Annotated in this window: 16 protein-coding genes; 9 read left to right on the top strand and 7 right to left on the bottom strand. The window is 41.9% G+C overall.

Going from position 1 to position 20,483, the window contains the following annotated elements:
• Window positions 1-10 precede the first annotated feature (10 nt).
• On the bottom strand, window positions 11-1,630 hold the full coding sequence (locus FTT77_RS04445) for a phospholipase D family protein (protein ID WP_257224699.1): 1,620 nt from the start codon (window positions 1,628-1,630) through the stop codon (window positions 11-13).
• A 104-nt stretch (window positions 1,631-1,734) separates the two neighbouring features.
• Here FTT77_RS04445 and FTT77_RS04440 point away from each other — a divergent pair, with 104 nt between their 5' ends.
• Complete coding sequence (locus tag FTT77_RS04440; RefSeq protein WP_078190102.1) at window positions 1,735-2,745, top strand: metallophosphoesterase; 1,011 nt, start codon at window positions 1,735-1,737, stop codon at window positions 2,743-2,745.
• A gap of 297 nt (window positions 2,746-3,042) precedes the next feature.
• Here FTT77_RS04440 and FTT77_RS04435 read toward each other — a convergent pair whose 3' ends face one another.
• Window positions 3,043-4,356, bottom strand: coding sequence for an MFS transporter (locus FTT77_RS04435; RefSeq protein ID WP_111885003.1), 1,314 nt, complete (start codon window positions 4,354-4,356; stop codon window positions 3,043-3,045).
• 145 nt (window positions 4,357-4,501) lie between these two features.
• Window positions 4,502-5,143: a hemolysin III family protein gene (locus tag FTT77_RS04430; protein WP_180011623.1), complete on the bottom strand. Its 642-nt coding sequence runs from the start codon at window positions 5,141-5,143 to the stop codon at window positions 4,502-4,504.
• 107 nt (window positions 5,144-5,250) lie between these two features.
• Here FTT77_RS04430 and FTT77_RS04425 point away from each other — a divergent pair, with 107 nt between their 5' ends.
• Both FTT77_RS04425 and FTT77_RS04420 read left to right on the top strand, forming a co-directional pair.
• Window positions 5,251-6,474: an SAM-dependent methyltransferase gene (locus FTT77_RS04425; protein WP_180108975.1), complete on the top strand. Its 1,224-nt coding sequence runs from the start codon at window positions 5,251-5,253 to the stop codon at window positions 6,472-6,474.
• Window positions 6,475-6,485: 11 nt separating this feature from the next.
• The gene (locus FTT77_RS04420; protein WP_252725871.1) at window positions 6,486-6,911 is read left to right on the top strand and encodes a GNAT family N-acetyltransferase; all 426 of its coding nucleotides are present in this window, start codon (window positions 6,486-6,488) and stop codon (window positions 6,909-6,911) included.
• 79 nt (window positions 6,912-6,990) lie between these two features.
• On the opposite strand, the gene FTT77_RS04415 is transcribed toward FTT77_RS04420, so the two are convergent.
• From FTT77_RS04415 to FTT77_RS04405, 3 genes are all read right to left on the bottom strand, one after another.
• On the bottom strand, window positions 6,991-7,329 hold the full coding sequence (locus FTT77_RS04415; protein ID WP_078190097.1) for a hypothetical protein: 339 nt from the start codon (window positions 7,327-7,329) through the stop codon (window positions 6,991-6,993).
• A gap of 184 nt (window positions 7,330-7,513) precedes the next feature.
• Complete coding sequence (locus FTT77_RS04410; protein ID WP_180108974.1) at window positions 7,514-9,646, bottom strand: 3-hydroxyacyl-CoA dehydrogenase NAD-binding domain-containing protein; 2,133 nt, start codon at window positions 9,644-9,646, stop codon at window positions 7,514-7,516.
• 307 nt (window positions 9,647-9,953) lie between these two features.
• On the bottom strand, window positions 9,954-11,159 hold the full coding sequence (locus FTT77_RS04405) for an acetyl-CoA C-acetyltransferase (RefSeq protein ID WP_180108973.1): 1,206 nt from the start codon (window positions 11,157-11,159) through the stop codon (window positions 9,954-9,956).
• Between the two features lie 38 nt (window positions 11,160-11,197).
• On the opposite strand from FTT77_RS04405, the gene FTT77_RS17370 reads away from it, so the two are divergent.
• Entirely contained in the window at window positions 11,198-11,635 is a 438-nt protein-coding gene (locus tag FTT77_RS17370) for a hypothetical protein (RefSeq protein ID WP_257224698.1), read from the top strand.
• A gap of 50 nt (window positions 11,636-11,685) precedes the next feature.
• Here the strand turns inward: FTT77_RS17370 and FTT77_RS04395 are convergent, their stop codons facing one another.
• Window positions 11,686-12,696, bottom strand: a complete 1,011-nt coding sequence (locus tag FTT77_RS04395; protein ID WP_078190094.1) for an AraC family transcriptional regulator — start codon at window positions 12,694-12,696, stop codon at window positions 11,686-11,688.
• A 210-nt stretch (window positions 12,697-12,906) separates the two neighbouring features.
• On the opposite strand from FTT77_RS04395, the gene FTT77_RS04390 reads away from it, so the two are divergent.
• The 5 genes from FTT77_RS04390 (at window position 12,907) to FTT77_RS04370 (ending at window position 20,446) form a co-directional block, all read left to right on the top strand.
• Window positions 12,907-14,028: a CaiB/BaiF CoA-transferase family protein gene (locus FTT77_RS04390; protein ID WP_111885009.1), complete on the top strand. Its 1,122-nt coding sequence runs from the start codon at window positions 12,907-12,909 to the stop codon at window positions 14,026-14,028.
• Between the two features lie 216 nt (window positions 14,029-14,244).
• Entirely contained in the window at window positions 14,245-15,483 is a 1,239-nt protein-coding gene (locus FTT77_RS04385; RefSeq protein WP_257222677.1) for a carbohydrate porin, read from the top strand.
• A 170-nt stretch (window positions 15,484-15,653) separates the two neighbouring features.
• Complete coding sequence (locus FTT77_RS04380; protein WP_180108972.1) at window positions 15,654-18,059, top strand: glucose/quinate/shikimate family membrane-bound PQQ-dependent dehydrogenase; 2,406 nt, start codon at window positions 15,654-15,656, stop codon at window positions 18,057-18,059.
• Window positions 18,060-18,324: 265 nt separating this feature from the next.
• Window positions 18,325-19,968, top strand: coding sequence for a nitrite/sulfite reductase (locus FTT77_RS04375; protein ID WP_078190090.1), 1,644 nt, complete (start codon window positions 18,325-18,327; stop codon window positions 19,966-19,968).
• Window positions 19,961-20,446 (top strand): DUF934 domain-containing protein, encoded by a 486-nt coding sequence (locus FTT77_RS04370; RefSeq protein ID WP_168379542.1) that lies wholly within the window; start codon window positions 19,961-19,963, stop codon window positions 20,444-20,446. Before FTT77_RS04375 ends, FTT77_RS04370 begins: the two co-directional genes overlap by 8 nt.
• The last annotated feature ends 37 nt before the right edge of the window (window positions 20,447-20,483 follow it).

Raw genomic sequence — 20,483 nt, 5'->3', positions numbered from 1 at the left:
AGCACAATCCTTACATAAAGCCTTCGAGCGGCAACCAAGAGATAAATTTCACCCCCGCTTTTTGCCACCACTTGATTTTCGGTTCACGTGGATAAATACGCGTTTGACCATTTGACAGCTTAATTTTCCAATTGATCTGTTGGTCTGCATTGAGCACTAACTTATAGGCATATTTACTTAAATTTTCATCCATGGTGTAGTGGACGGCTTTGGCTAAGCGTGGGCTATTCAGTAATACCCCAATTTCAGTATTTAAATATGCTGAGCGTGGATCAAAGTTAAATGAGCCGATAAAGACTTGTTTTTCATCAATTGCCATCAGTTTGGCATGTAGGCTTGAACGGCTTAAACCTTTTAGACTAACTTTAGATTTTTCCGCCAACTCTTTGGTATTGGTGTTGAGGTTTTCTGCATCAGGTCTAGAGAGAAATTCATAGAGTTGAACGTCGTTTTCCAAGAGATCTTGACGATATTTGCTATAAAAAGCATGAACCAATGGCACGTCATTGGCCTGGAATGAGTTAGTCAAGACTCTGACTTTTACGCCATCTGCACGAAGATTTTTTAGGCGTTCAGCCCCTTTTTTTTCTGGGACAAAGTAGGCCGAAACGATATCGACACTTTGTTCCGGTTTATCTAAACGGTTGAGGAGCTGAAAGTTGAGATGCTCTTCTTTTTTAGCCTTAGATTTGATTTTGCTCGGGGAATCTTTGACCACTTCGGCTTTGACCCAATCAAATTGGATTTTATTGTTGAGCCAGTCATCAAAGGCATGTGAACGGTTAGCTAAGTCCAAATAATTGACCACAGTGGCTTCTTGATTATAGTCATCGAGTTGTTGTTTGAGACTGTCAAAGCGCAAACTATAGTGGCGTGGATTGACCAATTGACGTACTGGAAAGGCATAATCATCATTCCAATATTCGTCAAAAGAATGGATGATTTCATCGGATGCCGCACCGACCAGCATGACGTCAACATCGGAAAATTGATAATTATCACTGACGTTATAGTATTGGTTACTCATATTGCGACCACCAATCAATGCGATTTGATTGTCTGCAATAAAGCTTTTGTTGTGCATACGGCGGTTGATGCGTTTTAGATCCAGCACCATATCGACAGGGCGGAAATGTCGGAAGCGGTATGGGTTATACAGTTTGACATCAATATTGGCATGCTGGTCGAGTGCCATATAAATCCCTTCCATCTTTTTTGCATTGTTGTCATCGACCAATAAACGAATTTTCACCCCACGATCTGCAGCTTTGATCATGGCATGCAGGGCCAAAGCACCAATTTTGTCGTTATCCCAAATATAGTATTGTAGATCTAAACTTTTTTCGGCTTTATTGATCAGTTCGATTCGAGCCGCTAAGGCTTCTAATGGGTCATAAAGTACGTGGTAACCAGTTAAATTTGGATTTTGTTCACGTAGCGGCAGCACAATTTTCGCAAGGCTAGTATCGTCAGTGGGAGTATTAAAGGCATATTCCACAGGTTGAGTTTGCTGTTTAGGCAAGGTACTACATGCAGATAAAGTCAAAACAAGGCTACAACTCAGCAAAACCGCCTTAGTGTGGTTGTGTATGAAGGGCAAATTTTGCTGTTTCGGTGTAGCTGAGTTCATACTGTTAGACATACTAAAAAATTTGATTTGAGTATAAGTGTCAGCTGTGAAAAGATAAATATAGTGACCGAGTTTTCTCGTTAGGCAAATTGTAGAGCAAATGTATGTGGGAATTAGATTCCGTAGTGATGTATTTTTATATCGGGTTGGCTGTGCTAGGTGTTTGGGCAATTTCCCAAGCTTGGTTAAGTCAGTCGCGTACGGAAACGATTCATCCGTTTAAAGCCTTCGTACATTTGTTGGCATTTTATCTCTCGTATTTACTTATTCCTTTGTTCTTCTTTAGCTTTTATGCAGGCTGGAGTGGCTATTATTCACTGCATGAAGCGATTTTTGTCGGTGCTGTTACGGGCCTTTTATGCTATGCCCGATTTATCGAGCCGCACATGATTCAGGTGAAAAAATGTCAATATCAATTGCATGAAACACGACAATTATTAAAGCCTGTACGCATTGCTTTAATTGGTGATTTACATATTGGTTTATTTTCGGGCCATGAACGTCAGTTAAAAATGATCGTCGATAAGATCAATGCACAAAATCCTGATTTGGTCGTGGTTGCAGGGGATTGGACTTACGAGCCAGAAAATAAGTTAGCTGAAGAACTGGCCGTACTAAAAAAAATTATTGCTCCGATTTATTCGGTGAATGGTAATCATGATGAGCAATATCCCGGTCCGCCTATTCAAGAGTTGTTAAAGCATGCATTAGAAAGTAATCATGTGGTGGATATCGAAGGGCAAGTGGTTGAGTTTAATGAGTTTCGTTTATTAGGCGTTGGGGACTTATGGGCTGGTAAAGCCGATATGCGCTATTTGCCAGAATTGCCACAGGATAAGCCTTGGATCATTTTGTCGCATAATCCAGATACCGTCGATATGGTACCTAAACTTCCGGGACGACCATTGATGTTGTCGGGTCATACACATGGTGGACAAGTGGAATTGCCATGGTTGACCGATTATGTAATGAAAAAAGTGTCGATTTTAGGTCATAAAAAAGGGCTATATCAGCATGACAATGCAGATGTCTTTGTCACTGTTGGTACGGGCATGGTTGGGGTACCTTTCCGTTTTCTTGTGCCACCGACCATTGATATTATCGAGTTGGTTTAATCAAAAACTACCGTTCATTATCGCTAAACGGTTTGGTGAATGTTCTTCTTGATGTAGAGCTACAGGCCTTGTTTGGTTAATAAAATTGAATCGTGCCATTCATTTGCTGTTTGAAATTAAGTGAATGACCGTGTCTTGCAACATAAGATGTGTATTGCTACTCAGTGGGATCTAAGCTGCATGCATGAATTTAATTATTTAAAATGCTGTCAACTACAGAGTATTCATCAGTTCATTGACTCAATTTGAGACATAAAAAAGCCAGCAATATGTGCTGGCTTTTTTATTATGTACAGATTAAACCTGATTATTCACATCATCATTTTTGGTTTCGCGAATCATTAAGAACGCGATCAATGAAAGGATTGATGCCGCAGTTAGGTAGTAACCTACTGCATATAAACCATAGCCAGTTGCAAGTTTAGTTGCGATCAGTGGTGCGAAAGATGCACCAAAAATACCTGCCATGTTAAAGGTTAAAGCTGAACCTGTGTAACGTACAGACGTTGGGAAGATTTCAGACAATACCGTACCAATTGGACCATAGGTTAAACCCATGATCGCAAGACCGATACATAGGAATAAGAACACCATCGCAGTACTGCCAGACTCAAGCATGCTTGAGAAGACTAAGCCAAACAATGCAGATACAACACATACCGCAATCGAAGTCGTTTTACGACCAAATTTTTCAGCAAATACAGCAGAAAGTGGAATGAAGGCAGCAAAACAAAGTGTGGCAACCAGTTGAAGTTTTAAAAATTCTTCACGTGTGTAACCAAGCTGGGTTGTACCCCATTGTAAAGCGAATACTGTGGTTAAGTAGAACACTACAAATGTACAAATCGCGGCAATCGTACCGAGAATTAACATCCCCCAGTGCTTAGTGATCACTTCTTTGAACGGAATATTTACTTCTTTTTGCTTATCCAATACTTTTTGGAACGCTGGTGTTTCATGTAATTTTAAACGAATCCACAGACCGACAATAACCAATAGCGCACTTGCAATGAATGGAATACGCCAACCCCATTGCATAAACTCAGCTTCAGACATGAAGTGACCTAAGGTCAAGAATGAGCCTGTTGCAAGAATAAAGCCGATTGGCGCACCTAATTGAGGGAACATACCATACCAAGCACGTTTGCCTTCTGGCGCATTTTCAGTTGCAAGTAGCACGGCACCTGACCATTCACCACCTAAACCCAGACCTTGACCTAAGCGACAAAGTGCAAGCATGAGCGGAGCAGCGATACCAATTTGAGCATAGGTTGGAAGCAAGCCGATACATACTGTAGAAATCCCCATGGTGAGGAGAGCGGCAACTAATGTGGCTTTACGACCGATACGGTCACCTAAATGGCCAAAGAATGCTGCACCAATCGGGCGAGCAATAAAGGCAATCGCAAACGTTGCTAGAGATTGAATCGTTGCGGTTGTTGGATCTGTACTTGCAGGGAAGAACAGATGCGGGAAGATAATTACAGCCGCAGTTGCATAGATGTAGAAATCGAAGAATTCGATTGTGGTACCTACAAGACTTGCTGTAAGTACGCGGAATTTTGAATTTGTTGGTTGCTGTTCAGTCGCAGCAGCACTTGAAGACGCCATGGTGGACCTTACACTTACTAAAAATAATTGAACTTAGTTTTAAAAGCGTAATCTTTTTAAAAAAGGCGTAATTTCTTAAAAAAATACGAAATACCAACTTACGAACTGCGGGATTAGGGTCACTAAAGAATGCAGTGTCAGTGGGTTATATCACGTAGAGATAAATCGACAGGAAATGTGATCCTGCACCTATCAATACAAAAATATGCCAGATAGCGTGTGTATATCTTACCTTTTTTAAGGCATAAAACAATGCACCGATTGTATAAGATAGCCCGCCAATGATCAGGTAGGTTAAAGCTTGATCAGATAAAAAGCGTTGCATATCATCCATTACCAGTACCGCAAGCCATCCCATCACCAAATAGGCAATCAACGAAATCTTTTGAAAACGATGAATGAAAATTAATTTGAATAGTGTCCCAATTGCGGCAATCACCCACAGTGCAATGAGTAAATAATGCGCTTTTGCGGTAGGCAGTGCGATTGCCAGAAACGGGGTGTAAGTACCTGCAATTAGATAATAGATTGCAGTATGGTCGAGTTTTTTGTACCAACCACGGCGCTCAGGAGACTCTGCGAAGTGATATAGACTCGATGCTGAAAACAATAACAGCATACTGAATGCATACACCCAAAGTGCAAGCCATTGTCCAGTTGGAAGGTAGGAGCCTTTTAAAATCAGTAGGATACCTGCGATGGCAGACAAAGCCGCACCGAAAGCATGGGTATAGAAATTCAGTCTTTCTTCAGCTGGGTCATAAGCTAAAAGATGGGGAGCATTCATAACGTATCTTTTATAATAATTTAAATATACATATGTATAGTAATTCAATTTTGCTTTTGGTGTAAGAAGATTTAAAATTGTTTTGCAAATTTATCTAGGTTTATATTATGTCATCTTTGGCTTCTCCCTCTACGCAAGAGCAGCAATTTTTAGCAGCCTTTCAGCAAGCCATTGAAACACAGCGTTTTGATCGCATGATCTTGAGTCAGTATAAAGGTGAATTAGAGCAATTAGAAAAAATGACCTTGCGAGTCATTTCGCTGCAAGGAGAGTCATTTCTCAGCTGTTTATATCGTTACAAAACCCAAGACATCACCAAAAACTATCCAATCGCATCCGCATATCAACAAGTCGAAAGTTTATTGAGTTGTTGTAAGCAAGCCAACCTGATGACCTTGGATGAAGAAATTCAGCTCAAAAAAAATAAAAAGAAAGCGATGCTAAGCATCAGCAAAAAGCAGCCAGCCTTAGGGAAAATTCCTACGGAGCAGCAAGGACATGATCGAGCGAAACATCGCTATGTCGATCAAAACAGTTATTTCTTACAGCCACTCGGTATTACGGATGCAAAAGCACAAATTATTCCGAGCATGGCACGTAAATGGAAACAAATTAATAAATTTGTAGAAATTTTTTCAGGCGCTTTAAGCCAGATCAAAGAGACCGATCAATCTCTACATGTCGTGGATTTTGGTTCAGGTAAAGGCTATCTGACTTTTGCATTATATGATTATTTAGCAAAACACCAGCAAGTGCCTAAAGTGACAGGGGTTGAGCTAAATCCGAAAATGGTGGAATTTTGCCAAAGCGTTGCGCAGCAGTCGAATTTCAGCCAACTGGATTTTTTCCAAGGCGATGTTCGTACATATGCGCCTGAGCGCTTAGATGTCATGATTGCACTGCACGCTTATGATGTAGCAACGGACTTTGCGATTCATACCGGCATTCGATTAAATGCGCAAATGATCATGTGTGCGCCGTGTTGTCATAAAGAATTGCGTCCGCAATTGAAAGCGCCGCAAGTACTTGCACCGATGTTGCAATTTGGCATTCATTCGGGCCAGCAAGCAGAGATGCTTACTGACACGATTCGTGCACTTTTATTGAAAGCATATGGTTATGAAACCAAAGTCTTTGAATTTGTGGCACTTGAGCATACCAGTAAAAATAAAATGATCTTGGCAACCAAACGTGCAGACTATGTCGAGCCTGATCAAGCGGTATTGGCGCAGATCCAAGCTTTAAAAGACATGTATGGCATTCAAAAGCATTCCTTGGAATTATTGTTAAATGATCAATGGGACCAGCAAGATATTGGCTGTAAATGCTAAAGGATGAAGGGATGCAGCAGTTAAATATTCAATTCGGTCCGTGGGAGCAACTGGCATCTGCAGCTCGATCGATACGTGAACAGGTCTTTATTTTAGAACAGCAGATATCGCCCGAAGATGAATGGGATGCAGAAGATGAGATTTCACTGCATTTTATTGTTCATGATGGGATGAAAGCTATTGCAACTGCTCGTTTGTTGAAAAATAACAGTATAGGCCGTGTTGCTGTTTTAAAGGCTCATCGCGGTCAGGGGATTGGTAAAATCTTGATGCAAGCCATCATTCAACAAGCGACATTAGAGCAACGTGAATATTTAAAACTATCTTCACAAGTGCATGCTATCCCTTTTTATGCAGCGTTGGGTTTTGTTGTTGAAGGTGATGAATATTTAGATTGTGGTATTCCGCATCAAGATATGTATATGGCTTTGGCTTAAATACTTAAAATTGGACAGCTATAAATAAAAAACGCTTAATATTTTAAGCGTTTTTTATTTGCATAGATTGGGTCAAAGCTTAGTGACCATGATCATTCGATGCAGTAGGTTCAGGGCTCATGTCATCCATATGTGCATGTTGTTCTTCGGTCATATGCATGTCTGCTGCAGTCGGTGCAGATGCTTCACGAGCTGCTTGATCAGCTTGCGCCTTTTTCAACGCTTCTTCTGACATCACAGGGGCATTTTTAAATGCATGCTGTTGAGTATTGTCTTTTTTCTGTTGGCTCGGCATATAGTCTGGTTCATTGGTCACAGCAAGCCAGAAAATACCCATGAATAGCGCACCTAAAATACAGAAGATAATCAGTGCTTTCCAGCCCCATGGTGATTTTTCAGGAGAAGTATGATCTGTCATAACAAGCTACTCAATCGGATAAAAAGAAATCAAAAAACTTGTTACTTTATAACATAAAACTGATGAGAGTTCGCGTAAATTCTAGGCTTGTTTGCAAACACGCGACTGAGAAGGAAAATAAAAAGGAGCCGAAGCTCCTTTTGATGTGATTGAACAGCAAAATTTGCATGCTCAAAATGAATAATTAAATCTGCTCAGCTTTCGCCACTTTGTCTTTCAGCAATTGCGGTGCTTTGAAGCGTTCGCCATATTTTGCTTCTAGTGTATTGGCACGTAATAGCGCTTTTTCCAAACCATATTGGTTTAAAAATTGAAGTGCACCACCTGTCCAAGGGGCAAAACCAATCCCGAAGATTGATCCGACATTGCCATCAACAGTCGATTCTAAAACACCTTCTTCTAGGCAGCGTAAGGTATCGAGTGACTGTACAAACAGGAAGCGGTCAATCATTTCCTGTTCAGAAATAGTATTATCTTTCTGCCATTTGCTCAAGCCATCCCAAAGGTGCTTTTTACCGCCTTCAGGATATTCATAAAAACCTGCACCAGCTACTTTACCTTTACGTCCGAACTCATGAATCATCGTTTGAATAACGTCATCCGCACCTGAACGTGGTAGGTCTTTGCCTTCGGCTTGCAAGGCTTTACGTGTCTCGGCCGCAACATGCTCAGACAGCGTTAAAGACACTTCATCTTGAATCGCCAATGGGCCTACAGGCATGCCGGCTTTTAGTGCAGCCATTTCAATGCGGGCAGGGTGTACGCCTTCAGACAGCAGACGTAAACCTTCTTGCACAAAGGTGCCAAAGACACGGCTGGTAAAGAAGCCACGGTTGTCATTCACTACAATTGGCGTTTTGCCAATTTGCTGCACAAAGTCAAAGGCTTTAGCCAAAGTTTCAGCCGAAGTGTTTTTACCTTTAATAATTTCCACTAATTGCATTTTGTCGACAGGACTAAAGAAATGTAGACCGATAAATTTAGCTTGATCTTGAGATGCATTGGCCAAGCCTGAAATCGGCAAGGTTGAGGTGTTGGATGCAAAAATACCGCCATCTGCCAAATAGGCTTCTGCTTCTTGTGTCACTTTGGCTTTGAGTTCGACATTTTCAAATACCGCTTCAATGATCAAGTCGCAGCCTTGTAAGTCGGCAGCATCTGCAGTGGCATGAATCAGTCCTAAAACTTGATCACATTTTTCTGCACTTAAACGGCCTTGAGATACTTTTTTATCTAGCAGTTTTTGGCTATAGGCTTTGCCTTTTTCAGCAGCTTCAACAGAAACATCTTTGAGTACAACTGCAATGCCTTTTGATGCTGTGGCATAAGCGATGCCTGCACCCATCATGCCTGCACCTAAAATACCAACTTTGGTGGCTTGCCATTTCGCGACGTCTTTTGGACGGCTTGCACCAGACTTAATAGCGTTGAGACCATGCCAGAAGGTGCCGATCATATTTTTAGAAATTTGACCGGTTGCAAGGTAAGTAAAGTAACGTGATTCAATCGTGAGCGCCGTATCAACATCGACCTGAGCGCCTTCAACAGCAGCCGACATAATGGCTTCAGGCGCAGGGTAACAGCCCTTGGTTTTGTCACGCAGCATAGCGGGGGCAATGGCGAGCATTTGCGCCACAGCAGGAGTCGATGGCGTACCGCCCGGAATTTTATAGCCTTTTACATCAAAGGGCTGCTGTGATTTTGGATTGGCTTTGACCCACGCAATCGCTTTGTCCATCAGGTCTTCAAGGCTATCTGCAGTGTCTTGAATCAGCCCGAGCGATTTGGCTTTTTCGACACCAACTTGTTTGCCTTCCATCAAGAGCGGAAAAGCATTTTGCAGACCCAATAAACGTACCATACGTACAATACCGCCACCGCCCGGTAGTAAGCCTAAAGTTACTTCTGGTAAGCCAAATTTCGCCTTAGCATCATTCAGTGCGATTCGATAATGACAACCGAGTGCTAACTCCCAACCACCGCCCAGCGCTGTGCCATTTAAGGCTGCAACAACAGGAATGCCGCGTGTTTCGATATAACGCAGTTTGGCTTTCATTTCTTCAATCATATTGAAGAATTCAGTTGCATGCTCAGGTGTAGCTTGAATCAGTTCGTCTAAATCACCGCCTGCAAAGAAGGTTTTTTTTGCGGAACGGAAAATAATCCCTACAATATTTTCATCTGCTTGCAGTTTGTCTACCGTTTCAGCCAGTGCCGTGCGGAAGTCTGCATTCATGGTGTTGGCAGATTGGTTTGGAGAATCTAAAGTTAAAATGACGATATTGTCGGCATTTTTTTCAAATTGAATTGCGCTCATAAATTTTATCCAAATATTTTTATGACTTTGCTAGTGATTTTTGAGATTTAAATTATTCATCGTCACTACGGAGTCTTTACAAATTTGTTTATTACTGTTTTTTTCATTTCAGCTAAAGCAGTGCTTTAGCTTCATTCAGGTTCGACCTACTTTTGTTTCGGCAAAAGTAGGCAAAACCATTTGTCATCCACAAAACCTGTCAACTAATGTCTTTTTTCTAAAAGTTCGCAGAAACATTATTTTCAATTTTTGGTCAGGTTGTGGATGACACATACCAAGTATCAAATGCTGTGTACGGTTCGGTTAATTAAACTAGCTCAATAATCGTTGCGATGCCCATACCACCGCCCACACACAAGGTTGCTAAACCGCGTTTTTTACCTTGGCGTTCTAGTTCATCCATCAGGGTGCCTAAAATCATGGCGCCTGTTGCACCCAGCGGATGTCCTAATGCAATTGCACCGCCATTCACATTGACTTTGGTAGGATCAACCTTGAGTTCGGTAATAAAACGCATCACGACTGCTGCAAAAGCTTCGTTCACTTCAAATAGGTCAATATCATCAATGGTTAAGTTAGCTTTGGCTAAGGCTTTACGTGCAGCAGGTGCAGGGCCAGTCAGCATAATGGTTGGGTCTGCACCCACCAATGCAGTGGCAAGCACTTTGGCACGCGGTTTTAGGCCTTGTTCTTTGATCGCTTTTTCAGAGGCAAGCAATACTACGGCAGCACCATCAACGATGCCCGATGAATTCCCTGCATGGTGTACATGGTTGACTGCGCCGACTTCAGGATATTTTTGCAAGGCAATGGCATCAAAGCCCATTTGTCCCATCATGGCAAAACTTGGGTTGAGCTTGCCTAAGCCTTCTGCTGTGGTCGTTGGTTTAATAAATTCATCTTTGGCTAAAACTGTCACGCCTGCTTTGTCTTTAACAGGAACGACAGATTGGTCAAAATAACCATTGGCTTGAGCTGCTGCGGCTTTTTGCTGAGAGTTGGCTGCAAAGGCATCCACATCTGCTCGGCTGTAACCGTCAATGGTGGCAATTAAATCGGCTCCAATGCCTTGTGGAATAAAGTCACAGGCCATATTGGTTTCAGGGTCAAGCGCCCAAGGACCGCCATCTGAGCCCATCGGCACACGAGACATCGACTCTACACCGCCAGCCACCACAAGGTCTTCCCAGCCAGAGCGGACCTTTTGCGCAGCCATATTGACTGCTTCTAAACCTGAGGCGCAAAAACGGTTGATCTGAACACCTGCCACATCATTGTCCCAACCTGCTGCAATGGCTGCGGTTTTGGCAATGTCCGCACCTTGGTCACCAATGGGGGTCACGCAGCCCAGTACAATGTCGTCTACTGCAGCGGTGTCAAATTGATGTCGGTTTTGTAATTCGTTCAATAAACTGGTCAGTAGGCTAATCGGTTTAACGGCATGTAGTGAACCGTCTTTTTTTCCTTTGCCGCGCGGTGTGCGAATGGCATCAATGATGTAAGCCTCGCTCATAATCCTGTCCCTATGATCTATAAATTTTTATTGGTTTTTTGAGTGTACGGATTAATCAAGCCGGTGCAATGATGAGAACGGGCGAGTCGTTTGATATTTTTGGTCAACGCTTGCTGCTGAATAAGATAAAAATCAACCTGCACATTGAAAGCGAGGATCGGTTAAGATCAGTTGCTATCGATTCAGTACATATTGAAGATCTGCTTATGCATAAAAATGTGAAGCGAGTGTTGAAAGGTCTGGCTTGGCTTGTTTTTGCAGGCTGCTTAGGTTTTGTATGCTTGATCGGTTTTTATATTTATATGATCTATGGCATTCATCCTTCAGATGAAGGGACTGGCGGCTTAGCCTGTGAGTATGATCGAAATGATCATGTAACCAAGGCAGAAATGTATCGGATACAGGATGGCAAACGCGTGATCACGCCCGTCGATCCATTGCTTTGTCAAAAACAACGTGCAGATTTTCCGAAATAAAAAAACCTGATCGAGATCAGGTTTTAGAGAATGCTATTTTTGAATATTGCTTAATGATAACCATGTAATTGGCGATATAGGCCTGGTGTTACACCGGTCCACTTTTTAAAGGCACGGTGGAAAGTACTGGTTTCACTAAAACCGACTTGCTGTGCAACATCTTCAAGCGTTAAGTCTGGATTAAGCAATAAGTGAATTGCAGCATCACGACGTAAGGCATCTTTCACACCTTGGTAGCTCTTACCTTCAGCGGCTAAACGACGACGTAGTGTTTGCGGCGATAGATACAGCATTGAAGCAACATCGTTCAAGGTTGGCATTTCTTCGCCAATTTGACTCTTCAGCACATCACGGATACGAGATGTTAATGAATTAGTATTTTTAAATTTAACCAATAACTGTGCAGGAGCCGCTTTTAAGAATTCTTCAAGCGTTTCTTCGTTTTGACGAATGGGTAAATCTAAATAATCCGCTGCAAATGTAATTTCAGTTCGTGGTGTATCAAACTGCATGACAGGTGCAAAAAACAAGGCATCATATTCGTCAGCATGTTCAGGACGTTCATAACCGAAGTGAACACGCTCTAAAGGCAGACGACGTTCAATCAACCAAGAAGCGAGACCATGCCAAATCATCAGCATACTTTCTGTAATGAAATGGTCTGGGTCCATAGATTTTGGAATTTGAGGAACTAAACGTGCTTCGTGCTTATCACGTTCTAGTGTCACCGACCATTCATCGCCAAACAGTTTGTAGAACTGCGAAGACAATTCGAGTGCATCACCGAGGGTTTTTGCATGAATAATCAATTGGCACATAATGGCAAAAGTACCCAAGCGGCGCGGTTGAATATCAAAACCGACATGTTCGTCTTGAGTCACCATCCACAACATTTTAATAAAACGTGTGTATTGTTCAGGTGAAATACGCGCTTTGGGTTGGCGTAGAAGTTCAGCCTCAATGCCAACATGAGACAATAAAGTTTCGACATCCATGCCGAGACGTTTCACACCAGTTAAGGCTGCGTTGACGAAATGGATACTGATCGTATCACGACTCATGTTTAATCCTTCAGTCTCTTTAATGTTCACAAATGTTTGACCTAAATGACGCTAAAAAAAGAAATCATGGCAATTTACAACAGCGGTTTTGCCATTTTTACATGGTAAATTGCCGAAACTATCAAGGTAAATGGCTGAACATGACATTGTTTTAATCATTTTATATTTCTACCATGGATAAAAAATCTACACAATTAGAGAAAAATATCCATGGAAGCTGCTTTAAAAGGATTGAAAGTACTCGACTTTTCGACATTACTCCCAGGGCCATTTGCGACCTTGTATTTGGCTGACATGGGTGCGGAAGTTGTGCATATTGAGTCACCGACGCGTCCCGATCTGGTTCGTTTGATGCCACCTTATGCCAATGGGCAAGCCACAGCGCATAGTTATTTAAATCGCAATAAACAATCCATCGCATTAGATTTAAAAGATCCGAAAAGTATTGAATTGATCAAAGCCAAAATTTCAGATTTTGATATCGTGGTAGAACAATTTCGTCCAGGTGTCATGCAACGCTTGGGTTTGGATTATGCAGTTTTGGCCGAAATTAATCCGCGACTTATTTACTGCTCGATTACGGGTTATGGTCAAACTGGGCACTACAAAGACCGTGCAGGGCATGACATCAACTACTTGGCTTTATCGGGTATTTCAGGTCATAGCGGACGCCAAGATAGTGGCCCGCCACCGATGGGGATTCAAATCGCCGATGTGGCAGGCGGATCAATGCATGCGATTACTGGCATCTTAGCTGCGGTGATTGAGCGTTACCGTAGCGGCTTAGGACAATATATTGATATTTCCATGACCGATTGCGCTGTCGCATTGAACAATATGGCTGCAGCTGGCGTATTGGCTGCCAATGCGGTAACCGCGGCAGAGACGGCACATCTGAATGGCGGAAGTTTCTATGACTATTATCGAACCCAAGATGGTCGTTATCTGTCTATAGGTGGTTTGGAGCCACAGTTTTTACATGGATTGGCGCAAATTCTAGATTTACCCGCTTTAGCAACGCAAGGCATGTCATTTGATCCGCAAGACCAGACTGAAATTAAGCATGCAATTGCCCGAAAAATACTAACCAAAACATGGGCTGAGTGGAAAAAGATTTTTGCCTCTCAAGATGTCTGTGTGGAACCAGTTTTAAGTTTGGACGAAGCTCTAAATTCACAATTGGCCCAAGAGCGGCATTGGTGTGTTGAAGTTCCGCTACAAGAAGGCGACACAATGACACAAACTCAACTGGCATGTCCGATTAAATTTTCTAGATCAGCATTGATTTATACCCATGTGGGTAAAACTTTAGGTGCGGATAATTGGTTATGAAAGGTATAAAAAAAGGTGATAAGTTAAACAATAAAACCTTTAAAATCTCTTAATTAGATAAACATCTATGTAAATATTGAGAGTTGTTAACAAAAAAATAAATAAATTATACAAATGTGAGAGTATTATATGAGCTATTAACACAATTGGTATATAGGTCTCCAAATGAAAATAGCTGTGAGTAAACTTGGATCTTTATATCTTAGCCTCGGCATAATGCTTGCGGGTTCAGCAACCCAAGCGGCAACTACTGCAGATGCTTTCAGTTCTGAAAGCCCATGGATGTTCGGTGATTGGAACGGTCAACGAACAGCGCTTCAACAGAAAGGTTACGATTTTAGTTTTAGTTATGGTGGCGAATTAGCCACTTTGTTAGATGCAAAGCATGCTTCTGGTCATGGCACTGAATATGCGGACCAATTCGCGATCGGGGCACATCTCGATTTAGAAAAAATTGCGGGTTGGAAAGATACCGAAGCACAAATCAATATCACTGAACGTAATGGTCGTTCATTGTCTCAAACTTCAGATGCATTAAATGGTCATTTAAGTGCAACACAAGAAGTGTGGGGTCGTGGTCAAACTTGGCGTTTGACTGATTTTTGGATCAAGAAAAAATTCTTAGACCAAAAATTAGATATTAAAGTCGGTCGTTTTGGTGAAGGTGAAGATTTCAACAGCTTTGACTGTGACTTTCAAAACCTAGCACTTTGTGGTTCACAAGTGGGTAACTGGGTTGGTGACCAATGGTACAACTGGCCAGTTAGCCAATGGGCTGCTCGCGTGAAATATAACATTCAGCCTGAACTCTACGCACAAGTCGGGGTTTATGAATACAACCCTGAAAATCTAAAACGTGGTAAAGGTTGGAACTTGAGTACTGATGGTTCTAAAGGTGCGATTATTCCTGCTGAAGTGGTGTGGACTCCAAAAGTGGGGACACAAAAGCTACCGGGTGAATACCGTGCAGGTTACTACTACAGTACCGCTGATGCCGATGTCATTGATAGCCCAGTAAATGAAAAAGATCACCATCAAGGTGGTTGGATTGTGGCGAAACAACAACTGACAGCACACAAAGACGATGCCTCACGTGGCTTAAGCGGTTTTGTGAATGTGACTGTGCATGACTCAGACACCAACAATGTGAGTGATATGCAAAACATTGGCTTGGTCTACAAAGGTGCATTTGATGCACGTCCTCAGGATGAAATTGCGATTGGTTTAGGTCGTATCAGCATTAATGATGATGTGAATGATGCCAATATTGCCAATAACAGCGTTGATGCACGCGGTCTACAAAGTGAAGAGTATGACGCAGAAATTTACTACGGTATTCATGCAGCAAACTGGCTGACTATTCGTCCAAATATTCAATATATCCGTCACGTCGGTGCTTACAAAAATGGTGAGAATGCGTGGGTCGGCGGTATCAAATTTCAAACAGCATTTTAATTGATGTCAAATTAGAGTTCTTATAAAAGCAATTCGGTAATTCTGAGAAAAATTACGATATTTTCCCTTGAATTGTTTTTGTAACAACTTCTCTTTGCGACATAAAAACGGTGGTGTGTTGAATGTGTTTCACGCACCAAATACAACATTCGACAATAGAGGTGGTCAACATGAGCAACCCATCTACTGGAACTGGGATGCGAACATTTACCGTCGTTGTGATGGCAATTTTCGCCTTAGTTCTATTGATTGGTGGTATCTGGCTGGCAGTCCTTGGCGGTTCTTGGTACTACATTATCGCCGGCCTGTTAATGCTGGCTTCAGCAATATACTTAAGAAAAATTCAAAACAGTTCTTTATACATTTATGCAGCGTTGATGCTGGGTACAGTGATTTGGGGACTTTGGGAGGCAGGTTCTGACTTTTGGGCACTTGCACCGCGTTTTGATATTTTAGGCTTATTGGGCCTTTGGTTACTGATTCCTGCCGTGACACGCGGTATGGAAAATGGCAAAACTGCGAAAATTACATTATCAGGCACACTGGTGATTGCGATTATCGTGATGATCTATTCAATTTTTAATGATCCGCAAGAAATTCATGGTGAAATTAAAAATGCACAACCTCAAACAGCCAAAGCGATTGAGGGTATTGCTCCTGAAGATTGGCCTGCCTATGGTCGTACACAAGGTGGTGTACGTTATTCTCCACTCACCCAAATCAATAGCGACAACGTTAAAGATTTAGAAGTAGCGTGGACTTTCCGTACAGGTGAGTTACCAACAGAAAATGACTCAGGTGAAACCACAAACCAAGTCACTCCGATTAAAGTCGGCAATGACATGTTTATGTGTACAACTCACCAACGTTTAATTGCACTTGATCCTGCGACAGGTAAACAAAAATGGGCATTCGATCCTAAGCTTAAAGCGGACAATACCTATCAACATTTAACATGTCGTGGTGTGTCTTATTTTGACGCAGCAAATACCACTCAGTTTGCAAAAAGCTTAGAGAACAAACGCTCGACTTCAACTGAATGTCCGCGCAAAGTGATCTTGCCTGTAAATGATGGTCGTTTGGTTGCAGTCAATGCTGACACAGGTAAAGCATGTAGTGATTTTGGTCATAACGGCGAAGTCGATCTACAAAAAGATATGCCTTATCCGTATCCGGGCGGTTATATCCCAACTTCACCTCCAGTGATTACTGGTACAACTATTGTGATTGGCGGTTCAACTACCGATAACTTCTCGACTAAAGAGCCATCTGGTGTCATCCGTGGTTATGATGTCAATACCGGTGAATTATTGTGGATCTTTGATACAGGGGCGGAAGATCCAAATGCCATGCCAGGCGAAGGTCAAAAATACTCTGTAGCCTCACCGAATGCATGGGCACCTTTAGCATATGACGAAAAACTTGACATCGTTTATGTGCCAACAGGTGTAGGCACACCAGACATTTTTGGTGGTCACCGTACGCCATTAGATGAACGCTATGCAAACTCAATGTTGGCATTAAATGCATCAACAGGTAAATTAATTTGGAATTTCCAAACCACGCATCATGATTTGTGGGATATGGATGTACCATCACAACCTTCATTGGCAGATATCAAAGATAAATCAGGTAATACTGTTCCTGCGATCTATGTCTTAACCAAAACAGGTAATGCATTCGTCCTTGACCGTCGTACCGGTAAAGCGATTGTGCCAATCACTGAAAAAGCGGTTCCACAAACTGTAAAACGTGGTCCACAAACTAAAGGTGAGCATTATTCTGCAACTCAACCATTCTCTGATTTTGATTTAGCACCAAAAGATAAATTGACTGATAAACAAATGTGGGGTGCCACTATGTTTGACCAGTTGATGTGTCGTGTGTATTTCAAATCATTAAACTACGACGGTATTTATACACCACCTTCTGAAAATGGCACATTGGTATTCCCAGGTAACCTTGGGGTATTTGAATGGGGTGGTATGTCGGTGAACCAAGACCGTCAAGTTGCTGTGATGAACCCAATTGGCTTGCCATTTGTGACTAAGTTGATTCCTACAGATCCAAACCGTGAGCAAACTGCGAAAGGTGCGGGTACTGAACAAGGCGTGCAACCGATGTATGGCGTACCTTATGGTGTGGAAATCAAAGCCTTCTTGTCACCACTTGGCTTACCTTGTAAACAACCTTCATGGGGCTTTACTGCAGGTGTAGATTTAAATACACATGAAGTGGTCTGGAAAAAACGTATTGGTACAATTCGTGATAGTTTACCGAAATTGTTCCAATTACCTGCTGTGAAAATTGGTGTACCGGGTCTTGGTGGATCAATCTCGACTGCTGGTAATGTCATGTTTGTAGGCGCAACACAAGATAACTATATCCGTGCAATCAATGTAACGAATGGTGATACTTTGTGGGAAGGTCGTCTACCAGCAGGTGGTCAAGCGACTCCAATGACTTATGAAGCAAATGGTAAACAATATGTTGTGATCATGGCTGGTGGTCATGGTTCATTTGGTACAAAACTTGGTGATTACCTTGTTGCGTATGCTTTACCAGATAAAAAATAAGTGATTTTACATCGCTAAATAAAAAGCCCGATTTATCGGGCTTTTTATTAGCTGAAATTCTTTATGTAAATTTATGCTAAGTAATAGAAAAATAATTCAATATATTAATAAATAAAAAGTAAAGGACCGAAATCCGCTATATCAGTGAAATTGCGACAGTCTTATCAATAAAATCGCTATTAAATATGTAAAAAACGCATTTTCTTGATAGATAAAATCTCGTTATGCTGTGCATTGTTATAATAGAAATTACTAGCTGTACGCCATGTATTTATATACTGATTTTGACCAGCAACTGGTTAATGAACGTGTTGCACAGTTCCGTGATCAAACGGAACGTTATTTAGCAGGTAAATTGACGGAAGATGAATACCGTCCACTGCGTCTTCAAAACGGCCTTTATGTACAACGTTATGCACCGATGCTACGTATTGCAGTACCTTATGGCCTGATGAATTCTAAACAATTACGTAAAATTGCGTCATTGGCTCAGGACTATGACCGTGGTTATGCGCACGTATCTACTCGTCAAAACATTCAGTTTAACTGGCCTGCACTAGAAAATGTGCCTGATATGTTACAAGAGCTCGCATCTGTTCAAATGCATGCGATTCAAACTTCGGGTAACTGTATTCGTAACACAACCACTGACCAATATGCAGGTGTGGTTGCGGGTGAAATTGCTGACCCACGCCCAACGTGTGAATTGATTCGTCAATGGTCAACTTTCCACCCAGAATTCGCTTTCTTGCCACGTAAGTTCAAGATTGCAGTTTCAGCACTGGAAGAAACTGATCGTGCGGCAACGTCTTTCCATGATATCGGTGTGTATATCGTGAAAAATGAAGCAGGCGAGATTGGCTATAAAATCAAAGTTGGTGGTGGTTTAGGCCGTACACCAGTGATTGGTAGTTTTATTCGTGACTTCTTGCCACGTGAAGATTTGATTGCTTATTTAGAAGCGGTACTTCGTGTATACAACTTACACGGTCGTCGTGATAACAAATATAAAGCACGTATCAAAATTTTGGTGAAAGCATTAACACCAGAAGTATTTGCAGAGAAAGTGGAAGCTGAATTTGCACATACCATCAAAACTTTAAAAATTGATGCTGATACCTTGGCGAAAATGGATGAGAACTTCACACCATTTGATTACCAAGATTATGCGGATGAAGATTTTGCAGAGCAATTTGCCGCAGAGCCGAAATTTAAACAATGGTTCAACATCAACACCAATGCACATAAAGTCAAAGGTTACCGCATCGTTACGATTTCTTTGAAACGTGCGGGTATTGCACCGGGCGATATGACTGTTGAAGAAATGAACCTGATTGCTGACTTGGCTGACAAATATACCTTTGGTGAGTTCCGTACCACACATGAGCAAAACATTGCGCTTGTTGATGTACCGCAAAAAGATTTGTTTGATCTATGGAAAATCCTTGATCAACATAATCTTGCACGTGCGCATATTGGGTTCTTAACCGACATCATTTGCTGCCCAGGTGGTGATTTCTGTTCATTGGCAAATGCGAAATCGATTCCAATTTCTGAAGCGATCTCTCGTCGTTTTGATGACTTAGATACCATTTACAATTTAGGTAAATTGGATCTGAACATCTCTGGTTGTATGAATGCATGTGGTCACCACCATGTCGGTAATATCGGTATTTTAGGTGTAGATAAAAAGGGTGCTGAGTTCTATCAAATCACTTTGGGTGGTAATGCCGACCATGATGCATCAATTGGTGACATCTTAGGCCCATCATTTGCAGCCGAAGTTGTACCAGACATCATTGAAGAAATCTTAAATACTTATCTAGACCTTCGTGCTGAAGGCGAAGAGTTTATTGATACTTACCGCCGTGTTGGCATCCAACCATTTAAGGAGCGTGCATATGCTTAATACAGCACTACAAGTCCTCTCTAAAGATGGCTCGATTGCAGACAATACTTACCAAGTCATTGGTGAAGATGGTGTGTTGCCACAAGGTGACGTGGTTTTAACAGTTGAGCAGTTAGATCAACTTGCGAATGTGTCTGGTAAAAAAGCACTTTTCGTAACGGTGGATGCTTCACCTGAAACCAATGAATTCCCGCTTGACCAGTTAGATGCTATTTTCATCGAATTTGCCGGTTTTAACGATGGTCGAGGTTACTCATTTGCTGCATTGTTACGTCGCCAAGGTTTCCAAGGCGAACTACGTGCGACAGGTGATGTATTCAAAGATGTGTTGAACTACATGAAGCGTTCAGGTTTTGATACATTTGTGGTGAAAGAAGGTAAAGATATTGCTGAAGCTGCTGCTGGCTTAGGTGATTTTACCAATCCATACCAAGCTTCAACTGCTGTGCCGCAAGCGCATTATCAAACAGGTGCTTAAGTGCCTTGATCAATAAAAAAGCCTCCATTCGGAGGCT

The sequence above is a fragment of the Acinetobacter sp. YH01010 genome (assembly GCF_013420775.1).
Classification (GTDB): domain Bacteria; phylum Pseudomonadota; class Gammaproteobacteria; order Pseudomonadales; family Moraxellaceae; genus Acinetobacter; species Acinetobacter amyesii.
The sequence above is the reverse complement of the archived record's forward strand: the minus strand, read 5'-3'. Positions and strand labels throughout refer to the sequence as shown.

Coding starts and splice junctions, on each gene's coding strand:
- FTT77_RS04430 (WP_180011623.1), bottom strand. CDS start 5,143: ATGAATGCTCCCCATCTTTTAGCTTATGACCCAGCTGAAGAAAGACTG.
- FTT77_RS04390 (WP_111885009.1), top strand. CDS start 12,907: ATGGAAGCTGCTTTAAAAGGATTGAAAGTACTCGACTTTTCGACATTA.
- FTT77_RS04405 (WP_180108973.1), bottom strand. CDS start 11,159: ATGAGCGAGGCTTACATCATTGATGCCATTCGCACACCGCGCGGCAAA.
- FTT77_RS04415 (WP_078190097.1), bottom strand. CDS start 7,329: ATGACAGATCATACTTCTCCTGAAAAATCACCATGGGGCTGGAAAGCA.
- FTT77_RS04445 (WP_257224699.1), bottom strand. CDS start 1,630: ATGAACTCAGCTACACCGAAACAGCAAAATTTGCCCTTCATACACAAC.
- FTT77_RS04440 (WP_078190102.1), top strand. CDS start 1,735: ATGTGGGAATTAGATTCCGTAGTGATGTATTTTTATATCGGGTTGGCT.
- FTT77_RS04410 (WP_180108974.1), bottom strand. CDS start 9,646: ATGAGCGCAATTCAATTTGAAAAAAATGCCGACAATATCGTCATTTTA.
- FTT77_RS04425 (WP_180108975.1), top strand. CDS start 5,251: ATGTCATCTTTGGCTTCTCCCTCTACGCAAGAGCAGCAATTTTTAGCA.
- FTT77_RS04385 (WP_257222677.1), top strand. CDS start 14,245: ATGCTTGCGGGTTCAGCAACCCAAGCGGCAACTACTGCAGATGCTTTC.
- FTT77_RS04420 (WP_252725871.1), top strand. CDS start 6,486: ATGCAGCAGTTAAATATTCAATTCGGTCCGTGGGAGCAACTGGCATCT.
- FTT77_RS04395 (WP_078190094.1), bottom strand. CDS start 12,696: ATGAGTCGTGATACGATCAGTATCCATTTCGTCAACGCAGCCTTAACT.
- FTT77_RS04380 (WP_180108972.1), top strand. CDS start 15,654: ATGAGCAACCCATCTACTGGAACTGGGATGCGAACATTTACCGTCGTT.
- FTT77_RS04375 (WP_078190090.1), top strand. CDS start 18,325: ATGTATTTATATACTGATTTTGACCAGCAACTGGTTAATGAACGTGTT.
- FTT77_RS04370 (WP_168379542.1), top strand. CDS start 19,961: ATGCTTAATACAGCACTACAAGTCCTCTCTAAAGATGGCTCGATTGCA.
- FTT77_RS04435 (WP_111885003.1), bottom strand. CDS start 4,356: ATGGCGTCTTCAAGTGCTGCTGCGACTGAACAGCAACCAACAAATTCA.